The following is a 21697-nucleotide window of genomic DNA, read 5'->3' as shown; positions in this document are numbered from 1 at the left end:
CGCCGAGGCCTGGCCATGGCCGCCGCCCTGACCTGCTGCCAAGAAGCTCGCAAAACTTGCCGCGTGGGCCCCGATCCACAAGCTCGCGGGGATGCAGTACAAGGTACTTCCCGGGATCTTCGCTGCTGACTACGCGGAACGTCTGGATGCAGCACGGCGCCGCCTGAGGGAGACCATGGACAGCTTCGCTGAAGTGCATGACGGCTGAGTCACCTATCCCATCCGTCAGCACGATTCCGCGAAAGCCATGTCAGTCGAGAACGCTGAGGGCCAGCGTTCTCAATCGACGTGGCACCCCACCTGGTCAGCGGCTCGCCATCTGACAGATGCACTTCGACAGGACAGGGCAGGACAGGAGAGCCGCCCTATCCACTGCACCCGGGGGCGGCCTTGTCGAGGACTGCCAAATCGCTGGCCGACTCGGGCGTCAGACGGTAGAACCCCTGGAGGCTGACCGCGCGCTCCAGGCGGCCGTCCACCACGTACTTCAGGCCACGGGTCTGTCCTCGGCGGTTGCGCCAGGTGAGTCGTCCCAGGAGGTCACCAGGTATCGGCATGTCGAAGCGCACCGGCGTGGCTTCCACGTGCACTGCTTCCGCGCCACAGCCGTTGGCACCGAGCGCCGACCAGTCGCCGTGCCCGGGAAACCCAGGGTCCTGCCACGTCGCGGGAGCGGTGCCACAACAGTCGCGTCGTCCCACGCCGACCACTCGCATGCAGCTCACCATCAACACCTCGCCCCGGTTCACATGCAGCGCGTACACCTCATCCCCGGCGCGCGCGCCCGACCAAGCGGGAAGAGAGGAGTGGGCGCCGCTGAAGGCGATGGGTGGCCGCTCGCCCACACGACCTGCCTTGCGCAGGGCACGGCACGTGTCGTGGGTCCACAGGACGGTGAAGGCATCAGACATGCCAGGATCCTACGAACGGGCACCGACAGACTTGCTGGGGGACGGCTTCTCGGTCATCCGACGTTACCCGGCTCATCGCTCGGCCGCGCGTGAAAGGTGATTCAGCGACACGAAGTTGTGACTCCGGTGCCCGATACCGGGTGTGACAACTCGCGAATTCGCTGGTTACGGGGACGCCGTCCGACCTGGACCGCGAGACCCTATCGGACCGTCCCCGCGGGTGCGGGGAGCAGGGCGCCGGGACCATCCCGGCGGGTGCGGGGAGCAGTGCATCACCGTGCGCTTGAACACCTCGAAGTCGGGATCATCCCCGAGGATGCGGGGAGCAGTTCCACCTCTCCCGTCCTCACCGACGCCGCGCTCACGCGGCGGCGCCGCAGTCCTGCTGGGCGGCGGGGGGCTTCGAGTCGAGGTGTGCTTCGAGGTCGTCGAGGAAGTCGCCGTGGGTGTCGATCAGGGCTTGGGCGGCGGTCATGCCGGCGGCTCGGGCGCCGGTGGTGTCCTCGGCGATGAGGCGCTCGACGTATCGGTTGAAGTCCAGTCCGCGGGCGGCCGCGGCGTCCTTGCCGGCGGCGAGCGTGTCGGGTGTCAGGCGGAGCTGGGTGTCGTCGCCCAGGTTGCTGTCTCCGCCGAGGGTGAGGGCCGCGTAGGCGACGAGGCCGCCCATGGAGTGGGCGATGAAGACGAGTCGGGCTTCTCGTTCGCCGACGGCGTTGCGTCGGGCCGCGGCGTGATCCGGGTGGCTCCGCCATCGGGTGAGATGTTCGCGGGCGGTGGTGGCGAGGTTCTTGGCGTGCGCGCCGACGGGCAGGCGCCAGTCGTAGGGGAAGGTCAGGATGGCGTCGGGGTGGGCGACGTTGTTCTCGATGGCCTGTAGGAGGTGGTGGTACGGCTCGGGCGGGCCCTGCTCGCAGCAGAGCCCGACCTGGCCGCGAGGATCACGGCGGGGAGGCTGGCGATCATCGGCGCCGGGTACGAACTGACCAACCAACTCGTCCCCGAGATCACCTGAACGCGACCTCGCCCGTGGACGGGACGTGTCGCCGGGATCCTGCCAGGTGCCTCTTTCGGCCCAGTCCACGGTCGCGTTCACACTCTTTCGGCCGGTAGCAAGGGAGCGTGGGGAGCGGAGTTCGCCCGGGAGTCTTTCGCACGTCGACCGGGCGAACCTCTTCAGGTCTGGGCCGGCTCCCTCCTCCCTCAGACCTGGTCCTGCCCGACCGTCCGTCACGGAGGCGGCGGGCCGCACCCTCGTGTCAGAGCTGGTCGGCCGCCCGGACCCGGTGGAGGTGGATGAGGGCGTCGTAGGCCCGGCCGAGGGCGAGGACGGGCAGAGGGTCGGGGGTGAAGGTCGAGCCGGCGTCGTAGACCGGACGGGCCCGGTCGAGCCAGGCCCCGGCAGGTGTGGGCGCGGTCCGCAGATCGAGGTAGAAGTCCCGGTACCGGACCCAATCCAGGACGTGCTCGTTCATGCCCGGGCGCGCCGCCGGGACGGTCACCGCTTTCCAGTCTCCGTCGAGGGATGCGTCCTTGGTGAGGAAGGAGCCGCCGGCGAAGCTGAAGCCGATCGCGACATAGCCATGGCCCAGACGATCGCTCAGCACAGCGCCCTGGGTCCGCGGGTACATGTCCGGATGGGTGGAGAGGTACCCGATGTGGCCGTTGTGGGCTGAGAGAAGCATCTTGTGTCCTGTGTGGCGCTGCCACCACAGCACGTTGTCGGCCATGGCCTGATCACGCAGGCTCTCGGCGGCGGTTACCGAGGCCGGGTCTGTGAGGTCGACGGTGGCGAAGGCGAAGGTCTGGGCGATGTTCCGGGCGTGCTGCACCGTCCACGCGTAGTCGCCGCCGTCGGCCTCCTGGTGCTCCGCGACCAGGTCGAGTGCCTCCTTGGCGCGTGCGGCGTTCTCCTCTCGTTCCGCGACCGGTTTGCGGAGGTAGCCGAAGATGTCGTCGAAGGGGCGCAGCCCGCCGTACAACTCGGTGAGCCGGGGAAGCACCTCGGGGCGTGTCTTGCCGACGGACGACACCACGCGCTCGAAGATGTGGTCGCCGAGTTCGGGCGCCCCGATGTCGTCCCCCATGAAGTGGACCCGGTGGTCGGGATGGCGGCGGTTGTGCTCACGCAACCAGGCGATCAAGCTGACGAACTCCGCACGCTCCCAGGGGGATCCGGCCAGCGTCTCCTTCGCGATCGTCCGCGGGTCGCCGGGGCCACCCTGGACGTACTCGTCGATCCTCAGGCCCGCCGACCAACTCATCTCCAGAGCGAAGGTGGTGAAATCGCGTTCCTCGACAAGGTGACGGAAGACGCGTTCCTTCATGGTGAAGAACTCGTGCGAACCATGAGTGGCTTCGCCGAGCCCCACTACTTTCGCGTCACCGACCATGGCGCCCAGCGCCCGCAGGTCCTCGGTCCGGCCACCTGCCTCCGTGGAACGCAGTGGGTGAGCAGACCGCTCCAGGGATCGTATAAGGGACGATTCCCGACCCTTCGCGCCGGAGTCGGCTGATACGGCCGATGCGTCGGACGCGGCCGGTGCTGTAGATGCGGTAGCGGTCGATGCCGCTCGCGCGGCCGACGGCGCGGCAACGGCGGGGGCCGCGGACGTCGTTGCGGCGAGCACCCCCAGGGACGAGATCAACCCTCGTCCGCCGATCGACATTCTGAATCCGTGCATGCTGTTCGCTCCTTGCGTGTGCGGACCTTCCGAACCATTCCAACGATCTTGGTGTCCCATGGCGCGGGAACGCGCTGGGGTGCCCCACCGACTTCCTCCGGGGGGCACCCCCACCACATGGGGACCGCTACCCGGATGGCCCGGTGGATCTTGAACCAAGCAGGGTGGACGACCGCACTCCGATTCACGAGAGAAGGAACCCCTGTGTCCAACTTGAAGTCGGTGGTCCGCCGCATGGCACGCATCACCGCTGTCGGCGCTCTCGCCTTCGCGACCAGCACCACCCTGATGAGCGGCAGCGCCGGAGCGATCGTCAACGGGACGGATTCCACGAAGCACTACTCGTTCATGGCGTCGATCCCGGAGTCGGCCCCGAAGCACGGGCTGTACGACGGTTCCTGCGGGGCGTCGCTGATCGATCCCCAATGGGTGCTGACGGCGGCCCACTGTGTGCAGGGTGACGGCCTGGTGCTGGACGGCATCGTCCGGATCGGTAGCGACGAGCGAACGTCCGGTGGAACCGTCCGTACCATCGAGCGGACCGTCGTTCACCCTGGCTTCGTGAGTGGTGAAGGCAAGGCCGCCAACAAGCACGACATCGCACTGGTCCGCCTCGATCGTCCGGTCGACGAGAAGCCCGTCCGGATCGCGCAGCGGGCCGGGCGGCCCGGCACCCCCACCCGGGTCCTCGGTTTCGGCACCACGCTCGACAGCAAGCTGAAGTTCGCGGAGCGGTTGCAGGAGCTCAAGACGATTACGGGTGCCATCGACGAGTGCGGTCCCGGCTACGCGGACCGGACCCGGCTGTGCACGATCAGCCGTGTCCCCAAGGCCATGGCGTGCTTCGGGGACTCCGGCGGGCCGCAGCTCCAGAGGGGTCGGCACGGACGATGGGAGCTCATCGGAGCCACGTCGGGCCCCGGCGTCCCGGGGGTCGCCTGCTCGGCCGGGCCGGGCCTTTACACCAACGTGCCCGTCTACGCGGACTGGATCCGGCAAACCATCAGGCGCAACGCCTGACCCGGACAGTCGTCGAGCGGACAGCCGTCGAACCGAGGCACTCTCCCATCGACGTGGCGGATACGCCTCTGCGCTATCTCTGCCTCTGCCCGGCGACGTCGGAAACTCCGAGCGCCCCGTGAAGATTGGGCAAGGGCCGGAACAACCGCAGGCCTCCCCGGACGTCTGTCGAAGTGAAGCCCACGTGCGGCGTCCGGGAGCTGATGCCGGGCGCCGCGGCTTGGCGTTTTACCTGGTCAGCGGCTCGCGCAAAGGAGGGAAGGGGCGGGCGTATGGAGCGCCAGCGGCCGCATAGAGCGGCAGTGGTGACGCCTGGGGCCGAGGGCGTCACCTTCCGGGGCGCCACGTAGGGCCATCCCGCGGGCGGCAGGAAGCAGACGCCGGCACTACGTCCTTCCACGCGGACCTGGGATCCCATCCTCGCAGCGTGGGGAGCAGCTGTGAGGCACGGTCAACCACCCGATCAGGGTGGGATTATCCTCGCGGGTGCCGGGAGCAGTCGCCCGGCTCCAGCGCCATGTCGGGGGTGATGGGACCATCCCCGCGGGTGCGGGGAGCAGCAACGACGGCACCGCCTTTGCTAACTTCTTGACGACCTGACTGGCTTGTCAACCGCGCGGGAGGCGCCAGTGTCGCTTGCGCCTCCCGCCGTAGGCCTCACCCCAGACGGGCCGACGACCTACTTCTTGGGCTGCTCGTAGAAGTAGCGAAGCGGTACCGGCAGCACCTGGCATCCACCTTGGCTCGCGGATTTGTTGCTTCGGCCAGACAAGAACTTCATGCCCGTCGGGATCCAGAACCCTAAAGGCCCCCTCAATATCACGCGGCCCTGGCGGCAGAACGCGAACACCGCGAGAGGAATCCGACCTACGGATATCTGCAGGACTAGGGCATCTGCACCACCTGGGCGCCCGGTACCAGAACCGGAACCTGCGCCAGATGCTTCTGTTCCCGCAGAAAAACCTGCCCGCCGGTGCCTTGGTCGGCCACGACGTTCAGGCCCAGCTCGCTGAGCGGATCGAGCCTGCTCGGCCCGGCCACCACGGGCTCCCGCTCGACGAGCAGAGCCCGGCCCACCCGGCGTCCCTGCGGATCACCCGGTGCAACGTCGACACCGACGGAATCAACCCCCTGTACGTGCTGCCAACGGCACCCGGACGGGCTGCTAATCTGCTGGGCAGTCTTCAGGAAGATTGGCAGCTCTCTAGACGAGCCCGGCTGCATTGGTCAACCAGCCGCTGATTGCTGCTCCGCGCGGGCGCGGGTGGTAGCGAGGCGGTATGAGTCGGTGCCGGTCTCGGTGATGTTGCCGCCGAAGGTGAGGCGGTCCACGATGGCCGCGCAGAGGCGCGGGTCGGTGAACGTCTCCAGGCGTAGCTGAGGCCGTCGCTTCATCCAGGGCCTGTTCATGGGCGTTTGCCGTCGAGGGAGCGACAGTGAACCGGGCGACGGCCTCGGCTATATCCCGGCCCTGCCGCTGTGGGTGCCGCGTGAGCGGTAGTGGCCGTGGTGTAGGACGCGGCGAGCGGGGTCAGGGCGAGAATAAGTGTGGCCGCATTAACAGGTAGGGGTGTTTCTCCCCGGCTTTAGTCTATGTCCATGACCTCTGTAGAACCCCACGACGTTGTCTGGTCCCTGGACGGATTCGGCAAGGACGACGAGCTCCTGCGCACGCAGCACCCCATCAGCCGAGATCAGATCAAGCGCCTGCGCGAGGTCATCACTCCCGATGAGGACGACCCCTGGATGCTGTACGGATACGACGTCCCCTTGTCCGTCTGGCCGGCAGTGGACGAGATCCTCCACTGCGGTCCCCCGGACCCGGCGCTGGACTATCAGACCGGCAGTTACGCGGCGGGGTGACCGACGGCCGGTGACCCGGCGATCGCCCGTACATACATCGCGGCCCGGCGTCGTCAGGGTGACAACGCCGAGCCGCGCGGATCGCGTCGATCGGTTCCTCACGGCTTCCGGTGGCTCAAGCGCGTGCTTGCAGGCGGCAGAGACTGTCCGGGAGCCGTGTTACTTGCTCGGTATACGGCTCACTTCTCCACCTTTCGCGAGGGGTCGCGCGGCTTGGTCTGCTCCCCGGTCCGGTAGTCGAACTCGCCGAGGTGCTTGCCGTTCTTGTCGTACATCTCGACCGTGTCGTGCTGGCGGTCGTGCTCGTAGATTCGTCCCTTGGCATCTTTCCAGCGGGCGCGCAACCCGCCGCCGCCCTGGACGGGGGTCTTCTTCTTGGCTGGCTTGGCGCCCGGAAAGGCGGGCAGTCCGCCTTGGGGCGTCGGGGCGGGGCCCGTCTGCACCTTCTGGGAGGCGTTCGACCGGTCGCGGGCGTTGCGCAGAGCGACGCCGAGGCCGTCGTCGATCCGGGACAGGCCGTCAGCCGCGCCGAAGGCTCCGCCGACGACGAGTCCGCCGCTGATGGCGATAGCGGGGGCACCGGCGAAGCAGCCGACTCCGGTGAGGCAGACCGCGCCTCCGGCGACGATGCCGCCGATGCCCGCCTCGATCGCGTAGACGCTCAGGACTGTCTCGAAGGCTCCGGCCATGACGTCGGTGTTGGTGAAGATCTCGGTAGCGTAGATGCCGACCGTGTTCGCCTTCTCCTCCAGCCAGTCGGGCACCCAGCCTTCGTCGACCTCCTGCTCCTCGGCTCCCGCCTCGGCTTCCGCCTCACGCCACTCCTGCTCGACGGCGCGGAACGTTGCCTCTTCCTCGCGGTACTTCTGGACCGCGGCGGCGAACGCCTCCACCGCCGCCAGATTGGCCGCGTCCCTGTCCTTGCCCGCGGCGGTGGCGCTCTGCCGCGCCTCGTCGGCCGCCGCCCACGCGGCTTCGGCCTCGAAACGGGCGTAGGTGGCCGAGCCCTGAGCGGCGGTGGCAGACCGGACGGCACGCTCAGCGGCGTTCTGGGCCTCGACGCGGGCCTGGTTGGCGGCCTTGGCGGAGGCGGCGGCGTCGTCCGCGGACTCCTTGGCGGCCTTGGCGGACGCGGCGGCGTCCTCCGCGTAACCCTGCGCCTCCGTGGCTGAGGCGGCGGCCTGCCGTGCCGCCTCGTCCGCCTCGGCGGACGCCTTGCGGGCGATGGCCGCAACCTTGCGGGCTAGCGCGGCGTCCTGCTGTGCCGTCGCCGCGACCGCGAAGCCCTCAGCGATCAGCTCCTGTACACGGGCGCGGTGGACGGCCGCGAGCTCGTCCTGCCGCTGGGCCTTGTACTGGCCGGTCGTGATGAAGGAGTGCAGCAGGTCGGAGGGGCCGACGAGCGCCACGCGCGCGGCGGCGATCATCTCCGCGTCCTGCGGGTCCCTGTCCCTGAGCTGGGCGGCCCGGATGCGCTCGTCCTCGACGCGCGCGAGGCGCGCTCCCTCGGTGATGAAGGCGCGGTAGGCGTCGACGGAATTGGCGGCTAGGACGGCCCGGCCGCGCTCCTCGGTGATGGGACCACCAGTGTCGATGATGCGGGCGATGTGGACGCGCATGTCCTGGGCCGCCACCTCATACTGGCCCTTGGCCACGAACTGGTGGACCGCGGCGGCGTCACCGGCGAGGGCCTGGGCGGCCGCGGAGCGGATCGGAGCCGACGGGGAGTCCAGGGCGAGGCGTTCGGCGTCGGTGCGCTCGTCGTCCTGTACGGCCTTCTGCCATCCGGCACGGGCGTACGCGGCGATCTCCTCTTCCGAGCCGGCGAGGGCGACCTGCGCGGCGCTCCGGGCCCAGGGGCCGCCGAGCTTCATCGTCCGGAGGGCGAGGGGGCGCGCCTTGGCCGCGATGGCGGCCGTGTCTGCACCGGTCTGGGTGGCCTCGGCGGTCAGCGCGCGCAGGGCCGCGTCGAGGTCGCCGAGCTCCTTGGCCAGGTCGGCCCGCTGCTTCTCGCGGGCGTCTTCCTCGACCTTGAGGACGGCTGCGCGTTCGATCGCGCCGTTCGTCCGCGCGGTGAGCTCTTCCGCCTCCACCTGGCGGGCCAGGTCGTACGTGTCCTTCGCCTTCTGGACGGCCGCGCTGGCGATGTTGGCCGCGACGGTGGCGGCGGCGGCGTGGGCGGTGGACTGGGCGGCGGCGGTGGCCGCTTCACCGGCGTGAGCGGCTGCCTCGTCCGCCGCGGTGGCGGCGTTCCGGGCGTGCGTGGCGGCGCTTCGTGCCGCGTCACGGGCCTCGTAGGCGGCCTTCGCGGCCTTGGCGGCCAGTGCTTCGGCAGCCTTCGCGGCGCGGGTGGCCTCCGCGGCCTGCTTGCGGGCGAGGGCGGCGGCTGCCGCCGCCTCGTCGGAGTGGACGCCGGCGGCGTCCGCGTGACGGCTGGCGTCCTCGGCGGCGCCCGCCGCGGCGTCGGCGTTCGCACCGGCGCTGACGGCGGCGGTGGCCGCCGCGCCCGCCGCGGTGGCGGCGATACCGGCCTGGTTGGCGGCTTCCGCCGCTTCCTCCGCACCCTTGGCAGCGTTGCGGGCGTCCTCGGCGGCGCGCCGGGAGGCGCCGGCCTGGGTGGCGTCGGTGGCGGCGTTGGCGGCCGCTCCCCGGGCCCGGGCGGCAGCCTGGGACGCACCTGCCGCCGCGGCGGCGGCCTGGGCCGCGGCGTTGGCCGCGACGCGCGCCGAATTGCTCGCGGCGCGAGCCGCGTTGATCGCGGTCTCGGCAGCGGCTGCGGCCTGGCTCGCCGCGCTGGCGGCGCGGGAGGCGGCGGACGCGGCCCGCTGCGAGTCGTCACGCGCGGCCTCGGTCTCGGCCGCGGCCCTCGCGGCGGCCTCCTTGGCGAGCCGGGAGGCTTCGACGGCGCGCGCGGAGGCTTCTTTGGCCGCGGTGGTCTCCTCGCGGGCCTGACGGCCCGCTTCCCTGGCCAGGGCGGCGAGTTCGGCGACGGTGGCGTGTTCCTGGTCGCGGTTGCGGGCCACGTGCTGGCCCACGAGGAGGAACTCGCGGATGTCCTGGGCGGAGCCGTTGAGCGCGATCCGCCCGGCGGTGCGGACGTTCGGCCCGCCGATGCTCAGGACCTGCGCCAGCTGGACCCGCTCGTCCTGCTCCTGCCAGTCGTAGCGCCCCTCGTCGAGGAACGCCTTGACGTCGTCGGCGGACCCCTTGAGAGCCTCGCGGCCCTCTTCCTGAACGATCGGTCCGGCCGTGTCGATGATCTGGGCGACCCGCACCCGCTGGTCCTGCTCCAGGGGAGCCTTCCAGCCGTCGGTGAGGAACGTCCGTATGTCCTGCGGCGTGCCGGCGAGCGCGGTGCGGGCCGCCTCGATGAGGCTCTGGCCGCCGACGCTGGCGACCTGGGCGGTCGCCACCCGGTCGTCCTGGTGGGCCGCCTCCGGCGCCACTTGGTCCAGGAACCGCTGGACCTCGGTGTCACTGCCCGTCAACGCCACCTCGGCGGCGGCCTTGACCCCGGGGCCCCCGGACTTCCACAGCTGGACGACCCGGCCGCGCGGTGTCGCCGGTACCCCGTCGGCTGTGACGACGGGGGCGTCCTCCGCCCGGGCGATCGATGGCGTCGTGCCGAGCAGCCCCGCCAACAGCGCCAGCATGAGGCCGGCACGGCCGAGCGACGGGACGACACCGCGCGCCGTCCGTGACGGATGTGGTCGGCGATCTCTTCGCCTCAAAGTCAACTCATCTCGTCGTCCGGCCGGTGCGAGACGGCCGGATGCAGTCATGGTTCGTCGTACGGGAAGAAGGTGTGGTAGCGCGACGCCCGACTTTCGGTCGGCGAGCGTGCCCGCGACGCGGAATGCGGAATTTGTTCGCCGCTTGGAAACCCACCTGTAAAGCCTCACCCGACGCGGGGATCTTGCCATACCCGAGGGGTCGAGAGAGCGCGGTCCTCGCAGATGAGACCCACCCTCGCCACAACGAGACGCCGCGACGCCCAACCGCCCAAAAGGTTGCCCAGAAAGGCCGGTGATCATCGTCACCGGCAATGAGCTTGACAGGGACCGACCAACAGGCAATGTTTTTCGTGCATCTGCGCCGGCCTGCCGTAAACCTGGTCCGGCAGCAATGCCATGCCATTTTGCGGCCCTTTTTCGAGCCGCCTTCGGAAGGATTTCAACAGGTGCACCACCGCGCCACCAGAATGGCCGTCGCGACCATGGTCGTGGCCGCGCTCAGCGCTCCCCTGGCCGGCTCCGCCGTCGCCGTGGACACGCCGACCACCCCGGCGGAGATGCCGTTCGCCTTCGAGGACGGCGCCTACCCGAACGCCGAGCAGATCCTGGCGGAGGAGGGCATCAAGCTCGTCCGCGGTGACGGCAACGTCCTCCTTGCCGACTGCGATCCGGCCGTCAAGCAGATCCGCGTCATGACGGTCAAGGACGAGAGCGTCAACCGGCAGGGCACCTACTGCTTCGTCTCCCGGGCGAGCACCGGTCTGCTGACCCTGGAGCTCGACCGCGTCTTCGCGATCGACGCGGCCGACCAGCCGCTGAGTGCCAGCCTGACCGCCGCAGACGGCACCAGCAAGACCGTCACCATCGCCAAGGACGGCTACGCGAGCGTCGGCGAAGGCCAGGCGGGCGGCTCCCGCAGCAAGCTCGTGGAGATCCGGGTCACCGGTCCGAGCGGTACAGCTCCGGCTCCCACCGGTGACGCCACACTCGCCTTCACCGGCAAGCTGACGGTAGGCGACAGCAAGCGCATGTGCACCAGCGCGCTGGTCGACCCGAACTGGGTGCTCGCCGCCAAGAGCTGCCTCGCTGACAACCCGGCGGAGAGCAACACGGTGACGGCCGGGGCCCCGAAGGAGAAGACGACCGTCACGGTGGGCCGGATGGACCTGGCCACCTCCGGCGGCCACACCACCGAGATCGTCCAGCTGGTGCCGCACCCCGACCGGGACCTGGTCATGGCCCGCCTGGCCCAGCCCGCCACCGGCATCACCCCGGTCGCCCTCTCCTCCACCGCGCCCCAGGCCGGCGAGGAGCTGACGGTCGCCGGGTTCGGCCGCACCGCCACCGAGTGGGCCCCCTCCAAGGTCCACACCTCCACCTTCACCGTCGGTGCTCTGACCGACGCCGGCTTCGAACTCGCCGCCAAGACCCCTGCCGACGCCACCGTCTGCAAGGGCGACGCCGGAGCCCCCGCGCTCCGCACCGAGAATGGCAAGCCCGCGCTCGTCGCCCTCGGCAGCCGCTCCTGGCAGCCCGGTTGCCTCGGCACCGCCGCAGGGGACACCCGCGGCGCCTGGGACACCCGCACCGACAACACCCGCGACTGGATCCAGCAGACCCGCGCCCTGGCTCCCGGCTGGAAGGCCGAGACCCTCGTGCAGGCCGGCACCAGCCTCTATCAGGGCATCCGCCTGGCCGACGGCTCCTGGACCGGCTTCACCGACGTCCAGACCAAGGCGACGAACATCGGCGGCATCCGCACGGCCGCCGCGGCCGGCATCAACGCCGACACCCACGTCGTGGCCCTCAGCGGCGACGGGAAGATTTACCACACCATCCGCAAGGCCGACGGCACCTGGGGAAACTTCGGTCACGTCGGTGACGTCGCCGGGACCCTCAGCAACGTCACGCAGGTCTCGGCCGTTTCCGTAGGCAGCGACCTCCACGTCGTCGCGGTCGCCGGCGGTAAGGTCTTCCACACCCTGCGCAACGCCACCGGCCACTGGACTTCCTTCGGTGACATCGCCGGCGCTGTCGGGCCGATCGGCGCCGTGACCACCGCCGCCACCGCCAGCGTCGGCGGCGAGCTCCAGCTCATCGCAGTAAGCGGTGGCAAGGCCTTCCACACCATCCGCAACACCGCCGGACAGTGGAGCGCCTGGGGCAACGTCGCCAGCGCCGCGGGCACGACTGGTCCCATCACCTCGGTGAGCATGGCCGGTACCGGTGGCGACGCGCAGATCGTCATCGCCACCGACAACGGCACCCGCCAGTACCACGCCATCCGCAAGGCGGATCGCACCTGGGCCACTTTCGGTGACCTCAAGGACTATATGGGCACGGTCACCGTCAAGTCCCTCGGCGCCGCACACGTCGACGGCGAACTGCAGCTCACCGCCACCACCAGCGACAACAAGCTCATCCACATCATCCGCCACGCCGACCGCACCTGGACCCCGACCACCACAGTCACCCTCCAGGGCGTGACCGGCACCCTCGGCACCACCGCCATCACCGGCACCCTCTAGCAGGCCTGCCATCCCCGCCGAGCCTCTAACGGCGCGGCGAAAGCACTCATCCACGTCGAGCCCGGAGCCCACCGCTCCGGGCTCGACCCGTACACCCAGAACGCAGCTTGGTCCGGCTTCACGCCCAAGCACAGGCATCACATCTGGCCGACGCCCCACACATCAGGCAGAGGCAGCGGCTCTTTCTGCAGGTCGCCCTGCTTACACGTCGCTTCTTTTGGCGTGGTGGGTCGTTGAGCCGTGCATGACGGATCTCATCGAGCCGCTGGTGCCGGACGAGTTGTGGATCTTGTTCCGGCGGGTGGTGCCCCCGACGGTGGTGATACGTCCGCAGGGCGGTGGCCGACGCCGGGTGGCTGACCGCGAAGCCCTGGCCGCGATCATCTTCGTGGCGACCTCGGGCTGCACCTGGCGGCAACTGCCGCCGGTGTTCGGCCCGAGCTGGCAGACGGTCTACCGCAGATTCGCCCAGTGGAGCCGGGACCGGGTCTGGACCCGGCTCGCGCGTGATCCTCGACGCACTCGGAGCGCGAGGCGAGCTGGACTGATCACGGTGCGCGATCGACTAGGTCAGTCTGCGGGCCACAAAAGGGGCCACTGGCGGGACCGAATCCGACCGACCGCGGCAAGCCGGGATCGAAAATTCACCTGATCTGCGACCGGAACGGGCTCCCTCTGTCCTTGGGCATCTCCGGCGCGAACATGCACGACAGCCAGGGCCTGGAGCCGCTCGTGCGCGGCATCCCACCCATCCGCTCACGCCGCGGACCTCGGCGCCGGCGGCCGGCGAAACTGCACGCCGACAAGGGCTACGACTACGACCACCTGCGCCGATGGCTGCGCGAGCTGGGCATCCGTCCTCGCATCGCCCGCAAGGGCGTCGAGTCCTCACACCGGCTGGGCCGCCATCGCTGGGTGGTCGAAAGAACCGTGTCGTGGCTGGCCGGCTGCCGACGGCTCCACCGACGCTACGAACGCAAGGCCGAACACTTCCTCGCCTTCGTCGGCATCGCGGCACTCCTGATCAAATACCGCCGCCTCCATAGGAGGATCAAACCGAGAAACCAGTGAGCCGAGGCCGGGCATCCTCGCGTCCGAACGTCAGCACCTTCGCAAGCACCTCGCGCATCTCGTCAATGCTCTCGACGGGCACGTCGAGCACTGCCTCGATCACCCGTCCTCCAACTCCAAGTCGTCCAGACAATCGGGGTCCAGCGACACCGCGAGCAGGGTGCCCGTCAGGGCCACCTCGCGGACACAGCCATACGCCGTGCACTGGTCCGGGGTCATCACGCAGTACGTGTCGCGCCCGAGCGAGTCCTCCTGTTCGGACGGCTCACCGATGGTGCGCGTGAACAGCAGGAAGAAGCCCTCATCCTCCTCCGCCACGCCAGCCTGCATCTCACCAACGTCGACCTCCGCAGCCACCGCACGGGCCGTGAACCTGTATGTCATACGCCGGTTCTACCAGGAGCCCAACACAGCCCACGCTTCCCTCCGCCGCAAGTGCTGGAGAAGCCTCCATAAGAAACGACCTCTTATGCGGTCAGGCACGACGGCGGAGCCAGCCTCCCTGCGTGCTGGGCGAGGCCGCGCCGCCGTCAGCGCCCTGCCGGTTGGGGGCAGCTCTGGCTCCACCCGCTGCCCGTTGCCGTCGACGGAGTCCGCGCGCTCGGGGTAGCGCGGACCCCGGCGAGAGGGGCAGCAGCGGTGAGGTCCGGTCCTGTCGTCGGACCGCAGGCCGCCGTCCCTGTCTACGGGACCGGCCACACCAGCCCGACCGGCGAGCGGCACCACGCTTACAGCCCTCACCCGTCCGGGCGGTGCGCTGACTGCCGCGTACGAGACCTTGACCCTGCACGGGAGCCGACCGGAGTCGCAATCGCATCGGGCACGCGCCCGGGTCGCCACCGCCCTGGCCGCAAGCGCCGTCGGCGGAGGACGGCCAGACCCAAGTAGCGGCCGCGCTCAGCATCGCCGAGACCCTCGTCCCAGGGCGCGTAGCTCATGTCAGTTCGCCCGTTCGGACGGGCGCCGTTTCGGTGCCGTCCGTGCTCACCAGGTCGGCACCGGAACGGCACGGTTATCCTGGAGCGTGCCCAGCCCTGCCGCGGTCGAATTCCTCGCCTACGACGTCGCGTTCGTCCAGGACACGCCACCGGCCCTCACGCCGTGGGAGCGCAGCGAGGTAGACCGCCTCTGGGCGCAGACCCGCGCGCTCACCCCTGAGACATTCGACGGACCGCTGGCCGTCACGCTCGGCGTGGACAGTGTCGGGTCCGATGCGCCGGTGGTGCGATGGGCGGCGATGACGTACCGGGACCGAGCACTGCGCCGCCTGTGGCCAGCGGAACGGGTTCCGGGGTCCCTTTTCGTCACCGTTCTCCTCCCCACCGAAAGCGGCCTCGTGGTCGGCCGGGGCTCACCCACCACAGCCGCGCCGGGTCGCTGGACCCTGCCTGGAGGGGCTGCCGAACCGCCGCCGTCCGGAGCCCCTCTGGACATCGAGGTGCTGCGACGACATGCCGCCCGCGAGCTTGCCGAGGAGATCGGAATCCACGTCGACGACAAGACGCTTCGGCTCTGGGCCCTCACCCGCGGCAACCGGTTCGGCAGCCTCGGCTTCCACTTCCTCTGCCCGCGCACATCCAGCGCGCTCGTACGTGGCTTGCACTCAGAACAGTCCGTCGCGCAGGTCGGTCACGGCGTCACTCCGGAACTCGACGAGATCGACTTCGTTCCCTCACCGATCATGGTCAGCCGCCTCGGCCCGACGGCGGACTACCTGCCGCAGGTCGTCGACCGGTACTTCACCGCCGACAGGTTAAAGCGGTGAGGGAGGAACTTTCTCAAGCCGCCCACGGAGGCATGTGCCGCGGCACGCGCGGCACCATTCGCCGGGCGTACGGCGACGGGATGGGGACCAGCTCGACGCCCTCGGTCCAGAACTCAACGGTCTGTCGCCTGATGTCAGGGGTAGGCCCGTGGGTTCGCGGTGGGTTGCAGGGTCAAGCCTGGTGAATGCTTGCCGGCTGTGCACGAACTTCACGTGGGATCTCTGCCCTTCGCCAACCTCAGGACCAACGCCCGAAGGCGTTGGTCAACAGGTCGGCGCCGCGGCGCGCGGAGGGGCACCGCCCTGGCACACCGCAGCGGCAGAGTGGCGCGAGTCGTGGACCGTGCCGCTTCCCGGACCGGCGGCGCCCTCGGCGAGGTGCAGCAGAGAAGCGGCTGCAGACCGTGATGTAACAGACTGCCCGTCGTTGTCCAGATCGGGTCGCCCTGTCGATGCCCTGGCTACTCGTGTGCGTCGACGATGCCGGTGAGAGCGCGCAGACCCGCGACGATTTCAGAGGCGTCGGGAGCCTGGTAGGGGTCGGTGAGCCATTGCGTCATCAGACCGGTGAATAGGGCCATCTGCGCGGCGCCCAGGGTGCGGGTGGCGGTGTCGCTGACTTCGTCCTCGGGTGTGCCGAGCAGCAGCGCGGCGAGACCCCGGCGGCCCTGGGCCTGACTTCCGGCCAGGTAGCGGCGCAGACCATCGGAATGTTCCGCCTGGAGTAGGGCTTCGAGTGTGGCCAGCCACAGCGTCCGGTCGTCCTGGAAGGACTTGATGATCTCCGCCCACATCGCCTCGTAGCGCACGGCCGGGCTGCTTCCCGCCTCGCCGAAGGAGGCCAGTGTGCGGCCGATTCGGGTGCCCCACTCGTCGATCGCCTCGATGAGTGCGGCGTTCAAGAGCGCCTCACGGGAGCCGAAGTGGTAGCCGATGGCCGCCATGCTCACGCCGCCGGCCGCCGTCACGATGTCGCGCACCGTGGTCCGGGCCCACCCCTTCTCCTCCAGGCAGAGCCTGGCCCCCGCCAGTAGATCCTCGCGATTTCCCATGCCGGGAACGCTACCCGATGCATTGAACATTTGCATGAGGCGTTCGACTCAGACGTTCGTCTTGTGCAAGCGCCCAAATTTTGAGTACTGTCGTGCCGTATCCCACCAGTCGAGGAGACGCCATGAGCCACGCCCGCCCCGTCAGCCGCCGCCGTCTACTCAGCCTGGCCGCAGCCACCGTCGTCTCTTCGGGGTCCCTCGGCGCCGGCACCGCCGCAGCGGGGAGCTCCTCGGCTGCTGAGCCGGTCGACGCCCTGAACCGCGGGGCGCGGCCCCTGAGCGACCTGAAGGCGCTCGGCCGCATGGTCGGCGACGCCCACGTCGTGGGGCTGGGCGAGGCCAGCCACAGCGCCCACGAGTTCTTCACACTCAAGCATCGAGTCTTCCGACATCTCGTCGCCACCAAGGGCTTCACCACCTTCGCCCTGGAGGCGAGTTGGAGCACCGGCCTACGCCTGGACGCCTACGTCACCCGCGGCATCGGCGACCCCGTCCAGATCATGCGGGACGAGTTCCAAGGGCAATACACCTTGTGGAACACCAAGGAGTACCTCGACCTGATCCTGTGGATGCACCGCTACAACCTCACCCACCCCGACCGGCCGCAGCTGCGGTTCGTGGGCAACGACCTCGGCTACGCCGGACCCGACGCCTTCGATCACGTCACCGACGACCTCGCCACCCACCGCCCCGACCTGGCCGAGCGCATCAGCGACCTCTACGCCGGGCTGAAGCCGGCGACCGGGACACAGGCGGGACCGTGGATGCTCGCCCAGCTGACCAAAGAACTACCGGCACGCCGGGCCGAGGCCGACCGGGCCGACGCAGCCCTGGCACTGCTCCGCAACCACGGCCGCCCCCACACCATCGACCGCGACACCGATCGGGCGCACGCCTGGGCCCTGCAGAACGCCACCGCCATCGCCCAGAGCTACACCGCCTACGCCTTCCCCGACGAACAGTTCCCTGAGCGCATGCGTTACCGCGACCGGGCCATGGCCGCCAACACCGCCTGGTGGCTGCAGCACAAGGACGGCCGCATCCTGCTCGCCTCCAACAACAGCCACGTCGCCTACACCAGCGACAACCCGGACGAGTTCCCGGAGCCCACCGGCGCCTTCCTGCGCACCCAACTCGGCCCGGACTACGTCAACATCGGCCTGACCTTCAACCAGGGCACTGTCAACGCCCTGCCCGACTTCACCGCCCAGCCCCAGGAGTACACCGTCACACCGGCCCCGCAGGGCCACAACGAGCACACCCTCGACAAGCTCTGCCACCGCGACTTCACCATCGACTTGCGCACCGCGCCCCCGGCAGCCCGCACTTGGCTCGCCGCAGCCCGCCCCACCCGCTCCTACGGCCTGTACTGGTCGACCGATGACCCGGCCACCGCCCTCGGCCACTCGTACGACATCCTCATCCACCTCCATCAAGTCGAAGCCGCCCACCTCCTCCGATGACTCGAAGACGGAGAACCGAGCTCCGAAAGAAGTCGGCGACGATTGACCACACCCGGCTCTGTCAGGCGGGTGTCGGAGGACTGGCAGACCAGGGCGGCGCCCAGCTGGATGAGCAGACGCTGGGCGCGGGCGACGCGCTCCTCGTCTTCGTCCAGCGGCACCTGGGTGGCCTGGGGCGTGCGGAACTCCTTTCACGGCAGCGGGTGGCCGAGCGCCCAGCCCTGCCGATCGTGCAGGTGCCGGTGTCACCTCGGCCGTGTTGTCTACTACAAGGCCTTGTCCACATTTAGCTGCCGGGAGATCCGAAAATGAGCGAGCTGTACCCACCGCTCGAGCCGTACGAGGAGGGGATGCTCGATGTCGGCGACGGCAACCTCGTGTACTGGGAGGTCTGCGGCAACCCTGACGGCAAGCCCGCACTCGTCGTCCACGGCGGTCCAGGATCAGGATGCGGGACCGGGGCACGCCAGTACTTCGACCCGGACCGCTACCGGATCGTCCTGTTCGACCAGCGCGGCTGTGGCCGCAGCACCCCCAACGCGAGCGAACCCACGACCGACATGCGGTACAACACCACCCAGCACCTGATCGCCGACATGGAGCGGCTGCGGGAGCATCTGGGTATCGACCGCTGGCTGCTGTACGGCGGCTCGTGGGGCTCCACCCTGATCCTGGCCTACGCCGAGACGTACCCGGAGCGGGTGTCGCAGATCGTCATCGCCGCCGTCACCACCACCCGGCGCTCCGAGATCGACTGGCTCTACCGCGGGGCGGGCCGGTTCTTTCCCGAGCAGTGGGAACGCTTCCTAGCGGGAGCTGGCGGCACATTACGTGACGGTGACATTGTCGCGGCCTACGCACGCCTCATGGAACATCCCGACCCCGCAGTACGAGAGAAGGCCACAGCCGACTGGTGCGCCTGGGAGGACGCAGTCCTGTCCGGGGAAACGAACGGCACCTCCCACCCCTACGGCGACCGCCCGCCGACCGAGCAACTGGCCCTGGTCCGCATCTGCTCCCACTATTTCTCCCACGGCGCCTGGCTGGAAGAAGGCGCACTCCTGCACGACGCACACCGGCTGGCCGGCATCCCGGGCGTGCTGATCCACGGCAGACTCGACCTGGCCGGCCCGCTCGACACCGCATGGGAACTCGTCCGCGCCTGGCCCGATGCCGAGCTGACCATCGTCGACAACGCAGGCCATCTGGGCAGCGACACAACCCGCGCCCATGTACTCAAGGCACTCGACCGATTCGCTCGCCAGGAATGAGACCAGACCGAGCAGCGAGTCGCTGACACCTCACGTGTCGCCCGACATCTTCATCCGTCTCGGTGTTGTGCGGATGTGTGAACTACGCGGCCACCAGCAGGGCACGGTCCTCAAGCGGCAGGCTCCACGGCCGGCCCTTGCGGACCGCGTCCGCACCATGGCACCGCAGAACGGTCACCAGCTTCCCGGACTGCCTCGGGCTCAGCCCGCTGAACGGGGCTACCCAGGACGGCTCCGACGCCGTGATCACACCAGCCACGGCCAGATCGTCTCATCTTGATCACGCTGCGGGGCCGCCAGCCTCGGACGGGACACATCTCGGTCGCCCGGACAGATTCGGCATGAGAGCCTCACGCCCGTGGCTACCGAAACCGAAGTGGCAGCGCTGTTGCACCAGCGCGGCTGGCGGACGGCATTCACCGTCGCCGAAAGGGTGAACGCGTGGGCCGCCCTGGTGAGCGTCATTGAGCGTGGCTACGGCGACGACATCTACGAGTACACCAACGACCTCTACTGCCGAAACTGGCTGCACGAGGCGTGGCTCCTACTGGACGACCACATCGTCCAGCTCTGGACCCCGCGGATCAAAGCCGTGGACGACCAGTACAAGGCCGCGATCGTCGACGACGACGGCCAAGCACTCGATCAGTTCCACAGGCTGCCCAGCCCCGACCTGTGGTGGTGGCGGCGACACCCCCACATCCTTACCGGAGACCTCGGGCGTTCACTTCGCTCGGCCGGTGCCATCGGCACCGACCCGGACACGGCATGACCCTCAGCCTCGTGGGATTACGGGACAGCGCTTAACTTGATCTTAACGCTGGGCCGTTGGCCAGCCGCTGAATGGGGTCGAGGTGATCTCAGGCCGCGTGGGAGCATCTCGGCATGCGCCTGGTAGCTGATGGAGCCACGCCGACCTCACGGTTGGTACTGGTGAAGGACCTCGAGACCGATGACGGGTATGCCTTCGAGCTGGCGAGCCCGCTCTTCCTGGCTGCCGGTGACCGAATCGCTTTCGAAGACGGCAGGCTTGTCGTCGTGCGGGCCTGGGGAGAGCGGTTGTCGCCGACCGGTGACTGGTCCACTCGTTGTGGGCCCGGATCTCTGCGCCGCCGGTAGAAGCCGTTCCTCGAACGGTGGGTCGTACTTGATCCCTCGGTTCGGTAACCGCCGCACGCGGAAGCGGCCTTCGTCCGAACATGTGCTCCGACCAAGGAACACACACGGCCAGCACGAAGGCCGTGAGGATTGAGTCTGCTGCATCACGATGCCCGGCGAGTGCCGCTGGCCGAACTGTCGCGCTTCCGGGGCGAGTTCCACTCCTGTCTCACCGCTCGTTCGGACGCCCTGTTCGAGCTGGCGGTCGCGGTTCTGTGCGGGGACGGGCCGGTGAGATCACTGGCCGAGCTGTCACTGGTGGGCGAACACCGCCGCGGTCACGGAGGGCTCTACGCCGCCCTCGCCCAGGGCCGCATCGATGTCGACCGGATGCGACAAGCCCTGGCCTCGGTGCCGCTGCCACGAGCCACCGACGGCCGGCTGGTCCTGGCCGTCGACGTCACCTGCTGGCTACGGCCCGACGCTCACACCTCACCGCAGCGGATCCTGTGCCACACCTACGGCCGGGGCAAGGACCAGCACATCCCCGTTCCCGACTGGCCCTACTCGATCGTCTGCGCGCTGGAGCCCAGCCGCAGTTCGTGGACCGCGCCGCTGGACGCCCTGCGTCTGGCACCGGGGGACGACACCGCCACCGTCACCGCCCGGCAGCTGCGCGACCTGGTCGAGCGGCTGATCACCGCAGGTCAGTGGCAGCCCGGGGACCCGGATGTCCTCGTCATCGCGGACGCCGGATACGACGCGCCCCGGCTGGCCCACCTGCTGCGGGACCTGCCGGTGCAGGTGCTGGCACGGATCCGCTCGGACCGTGTCCTGCGCAGGTCGGCACCACCGCGGGAGCCGCACACCAGGGGTCGTCCGCCCCGGCACGGCGGCGAGTTCGTCTTCGGGCAGCCCGGCACCTGGGGCACCCCGGACACCGAAACCGTCACCGACACGCGTCTCTAAGGCACCGCTCTCGCCCGGTCCTGGGACCGGCTCCACCCCAAGCTCACCCACCGCTCGTCCTGGGCCGCGGCCGACGCCACGCTTCCCATCGTCGAGGGGACCGTGATTCGCCTGGACATCGAGCACCTGCCCGGCGGAGCCACCCCGAAGCCGTTCTGGCTGTGGTGGTCCGGAACCGATGCCACCGCAGAGGACACACCGGAGGTTGTGCGGCGCTGGACGGGCCGGCCGAGTGCGTCACAGGTGTGGGTGAGAGTGCGGCCGTTGACGG

15 protein-coding genes and 4 pseudogenes are annotated in these 21697 nt (G+C 69.4%); 9 read left to right on the top strand and 10 right to left on the bottom strand.

Annotated elements, in window-relative coordinates; all coding sequences use genetic code 11:
* Positions 1-365 precede the first annotated feature (365 nt).
* From ACFWV2_RS28050 to ACFWV2_RS28040, 3 genes are all read right to left on the bottom strand, one after another.
* Positions 366-911: a hypothetical protein gene (locus tag ACFWV2_RS28050; RefSeq protein ID WP_384409027.1), complete on the bottom strand. Its 546-nt coding sequence runs from the start codon at positions 909-911 to the stop codon at positions 366-368.
* A gap of 361 nt (positions 912-1272) precedes the next feature.
* On the bottom strand, positions 1273-1902 hold the full coding sequence (locus tag ACFWV2_RS28045) for a hypothetical protein (RefSeq protein WP_384409025.1): 630 nt from the start codon (positions 1900-1902) through the stop codon (positions 1273-1275).
* A gap of 265 nt (positions 1903-2167) precedes the next feature.
* Positions 2168-3235, bottom strand: a complete 1068-nt coding sequence (locus tag ACFWV2_RS28040) for an erythromycin esterase family protein (protein ID WP_384409023.1) — start codon at positions 3233-3235, stop codon at positions 2168-2170.
* A gap of 561 nt (positions 3236-3796) precedes the next feature.
* Here ACFWV2_RS28040 and ACFWV2_RS28035 point away from each other — a divergent pair.
* On the top strand, positions 3797-4612 hold the full coding sequence (locus tag ACFWV2_RS28035; protein WP_384409021.1) for a S1 family peptidase: 816 nt from the start codon (positions 3797-3799) through the stop codon (positions 4610-4612).
* An 885-nt stretch (positions 4613-5497) separates the two neighbouring features.
* On the opposite strand, the gene ACFWV2_RS28030 is transcribed toward ACFWV2_RS28035, so the two are convergent.
* Complete coding sequence (locus ACFWV2_RS28030; protein WP_384409019.1) at positions 5498-5689, bottom strand: hypothetical protein; 192 nt, start codon at positions 5687-5689, stop codon at positions 5498-5500.
* Positions 5690-5839: 150 nt separating this feature from the next.
* Positions 5840-5980 (bottom strand): annotated as a pseudogene (locus ACFWV2_RS28025) (AAA family ATPase); the annotation flags it as partial.
* 231 nt (positions 5981-6211) lie between these two features.
* Between ACFWV2_RS28025 and ACFWV2_RS28020 the strand changes: the two are divergent.
* The gene (locus ACFWV2_RS28020) at positions 6212-6475 is read left to right on the top strand and encodes a hypothetical protein (RefSeq protein ID WP_384409017.1); all 264 of its coding nucleotides are present in this window, start codon (positions 6212-6214) and stop codon (positions 6473-6475) included.
* Between the two features lie 179 nt (positions 6476-6654).
* Here the strand turns inward: ACFWV2_RS28020 and ACFWV2_RS28015 are convergent, their stop codons facing one another.
* On the bottom strand, positions 6655-10128 hold the full coding sequence (locus ACFWV2_RS28015; RefSeq protein WP_384409015.1) for a colicin E3/pyocin S6 family cytotoxin: 3474 nt from the start codon (positions 10126-10128) through the stop codon (positions 6655-6657).
* 527 nt (positions 10129-10655) lie between these two features.
* Here ACFWV2_RS28015 and ACFWV2_RS28010 point away from each other — a divergent pair.
* Both ACFWV2_RS28010 and ACFWV2_RS28005 read left to right on the top strand, forming a co-directional pair.
* Positions 10656-12737 (top strand): trypsin-like serine protease, encoded by a 2082-nt coding sequence (locus ACFWV2_RS28010; protein ID WP_384409013.1) that lies wholly within the window; start codon positions 10656-10658, stop codon positions 12735-12737.
* A gap of 244 nt (positions 12738-12981) precedes the next feature.
* Positions 12982-13808: pseudogene (locus tag ACFWV2_RS28005) on the top strand (IS5 family transposase).
* Here ACFWV2_RS28005 and ACFWV2_RS28000 read toward each other — a convergent pair.
* Together ACFWV2_RS28000 and ACFWV2_RS27995 are read right to left on the bottom strand one after the other, a co-directional pair.
* Positions 13789-13911, bottom strand: a complete 123-nt coding sequence (locus tag ACFWV2_RS28000) for a hypothetical protein (RefSeq protein WP_384409011.1) — start codon at positions 13909-13911, stop codon at positions 13789-13791. The pseudogene ACFWV2_RS28005 and the gene ACFWV2_RS28000 sit on opposite strands and share 20 nt — an antisense overlap.
* Positions 13908-14192 carry an Imm10 family immunity protein gene (locus ACFWV2_RS27995; RefSeq protein ID WP_384409009.1) on the bottom strand — a complete coding sequence of 95 codons (285 nt, stop codon included), beginning with the start codon at positions 14190-14192 and terminating at the stop codon, positions 13908-13910. The genes ACFWV2_RS28000 and ACFWV2_RS27995 overlap by 4 nt, the downstream gene beginning before the upstream one ends.
* Before the next feature lie 640 nt (positions 14193-14832).
* Here ACFWV2_RS27995 and ACFWV2_RS27990 point away from each other — a divergent pair.
* A complete protein-coding gene (locus tag ACFWV2_RS27990; RefSeq protein ID WP_384409007.1) occupies positions 14833-15573 on the top strand; it encodes an NUDIX hydrolase in 741 nt (246 codons plus the stop codon).
* Positions 15574-16034: 461 nt separating this feature from the next.
* Here the strand turns inward: ACFWV2_RS27990 and ACFWV2_RS27985 are convergent, their stop codons facing one another.
* Positions 16035-16625: a TetR/AcrR family transcriptional regulator gene (locus tag ACFWV2_RS27985; RefSeq protein ID WP_384409005.1), complete on the bottom strand. Its 591-nt coding sequence runs from the start codon at positions 16623-16625 to the stop codon at positions 16035-16037.
* Between the two features lie 122 nt (positions 16626-16747).
* On the opposite strand from ACFWV2_RS27985, the gene ACFWV2_RS27980 reads away from it, so the two are divergent.
* Positions 16748-18088, top strand: a complete 1341-nt coding sequence (locus tag ACFWV2_RS27980; protein ID WP_384409003.1) for an erythromycin esterase family protein — start codon at positions 16748-16750, stop codon at positions 18086-18088.
* Between the two features lie 308 nt (positions 18089-18396).
* Positions 18397-19359 (top strand): prolyl aminopeptidase, encoded by a 963-nt coding sequence (gene pip / locus ACFWV2_RS27975; protein WP_384409001.1) that lies wholly within the window; start codon positions 18397-18399, stop codon positions 19357-19359.
* Between the two features lie 85 nt (positions 19360-19444).
* On the opposite strand, the pseudogene ACFWV2_RS27970 reads toward pip, so the two are convergent.
* A pseudogene (locus ACFWV2_RS27970) lies at positions 19445-19618 on the bottom strand (IS5/IS1182 family transposase); the annotation flags it as partial.
* A gap of 99 nt (positions 19619-19717) precedes the next feature.
* On the opposite strand from ACFWV2_RS27970, the gene ACFWV2_RS27965 reads away from it, so the two are divergent.
* The gene (locus ACFWV2_RS27965) at positions 19718-20131 is read left to right on the top strand and encodes a hypothetical protein (RefSeq protein WP_384408999.1); all 414 of its coding nucleotides are present in this window, start codon (positions 19718-19720) and stop codon (positions 20129-20131) included.
* A gap of 476 nt (positions 20132-20607) precedes the next feature.
* Positions 20608-21622: pseudogene (locus ACFWV2_RS27960) on the top strand (transposase); the annotation flags it as partial.
* Positions 21623-21697: the final 75 nt, after the last annotated feature.

The organism is Streptomyces sp. NPDC058671 (genome assembly GCF_042716475.1).
GTDB lineage: Bacteria > Actinomycetota > Actinomycetes > Streptomycetales > Streptomycetaceae > Streptomyces.
This window is presented reverse-complemented; position numbering and strand designations above follow the sequence as displayed.

Coding starts and splice junctions, on each gene's coding strand:
- ACFWV2_RS28050 (WP_384409027.1), bottom strand. CDS start 911: ATGTCTGATGCCTTCACCGTCCTGTGGACCCACGACACGTGCCGTGCC.
- ACFWV2_RS28040 (WP_384409023.1), bottom strand. CDS start 3,235: ATGAAGGAACGCGTCTTCCGTCACCTTGTCGAGGAACGCGATTTCACC.
- ACFWV2_RS28020 (WP_384409017.1), top strand. CDS start 6,212: ATGACCTCTGTAGAACCCCACGACGTTGTCTGGTCCCTGGACGGATTC.
- ACFWV2_RS28015 (WP_384409015.1), bottom strand. CDS start 10,128: ATGCTGGCGCTGTTGGCGGGGCTGCTCGGCACGACGCCATCGATCGCC.
- ACFWV2_RS27995 (WP_384409009.1), bottom strand. CDS start 14,192: ATGACATACAGGTTCACGGCCCGTGCGGTGGCTGCGGAGGTCGACGTT.
- ACFWV2_RS27985 (WP_384409005.1), bottom strand. CDS start 16,625: ATGGGAAATCGCGAGGATCTACTGGCGGGGGCCAGGCTCTGCCTGGAG.
- ACFWV2_RS27980 (WP_384409003.1), top strand. CDS start 16,748: ATGAGCCACGCCCGCCCCGTCAGCCGCCGCCGTCTACTCAGCCTGGCC.
- pip (WP_384409001.1), top strand. CDS start 18,397: ATGAGCGAGCTGTACCCACCGCTCGAGCCGTACGAGGAGGGGATGCTC.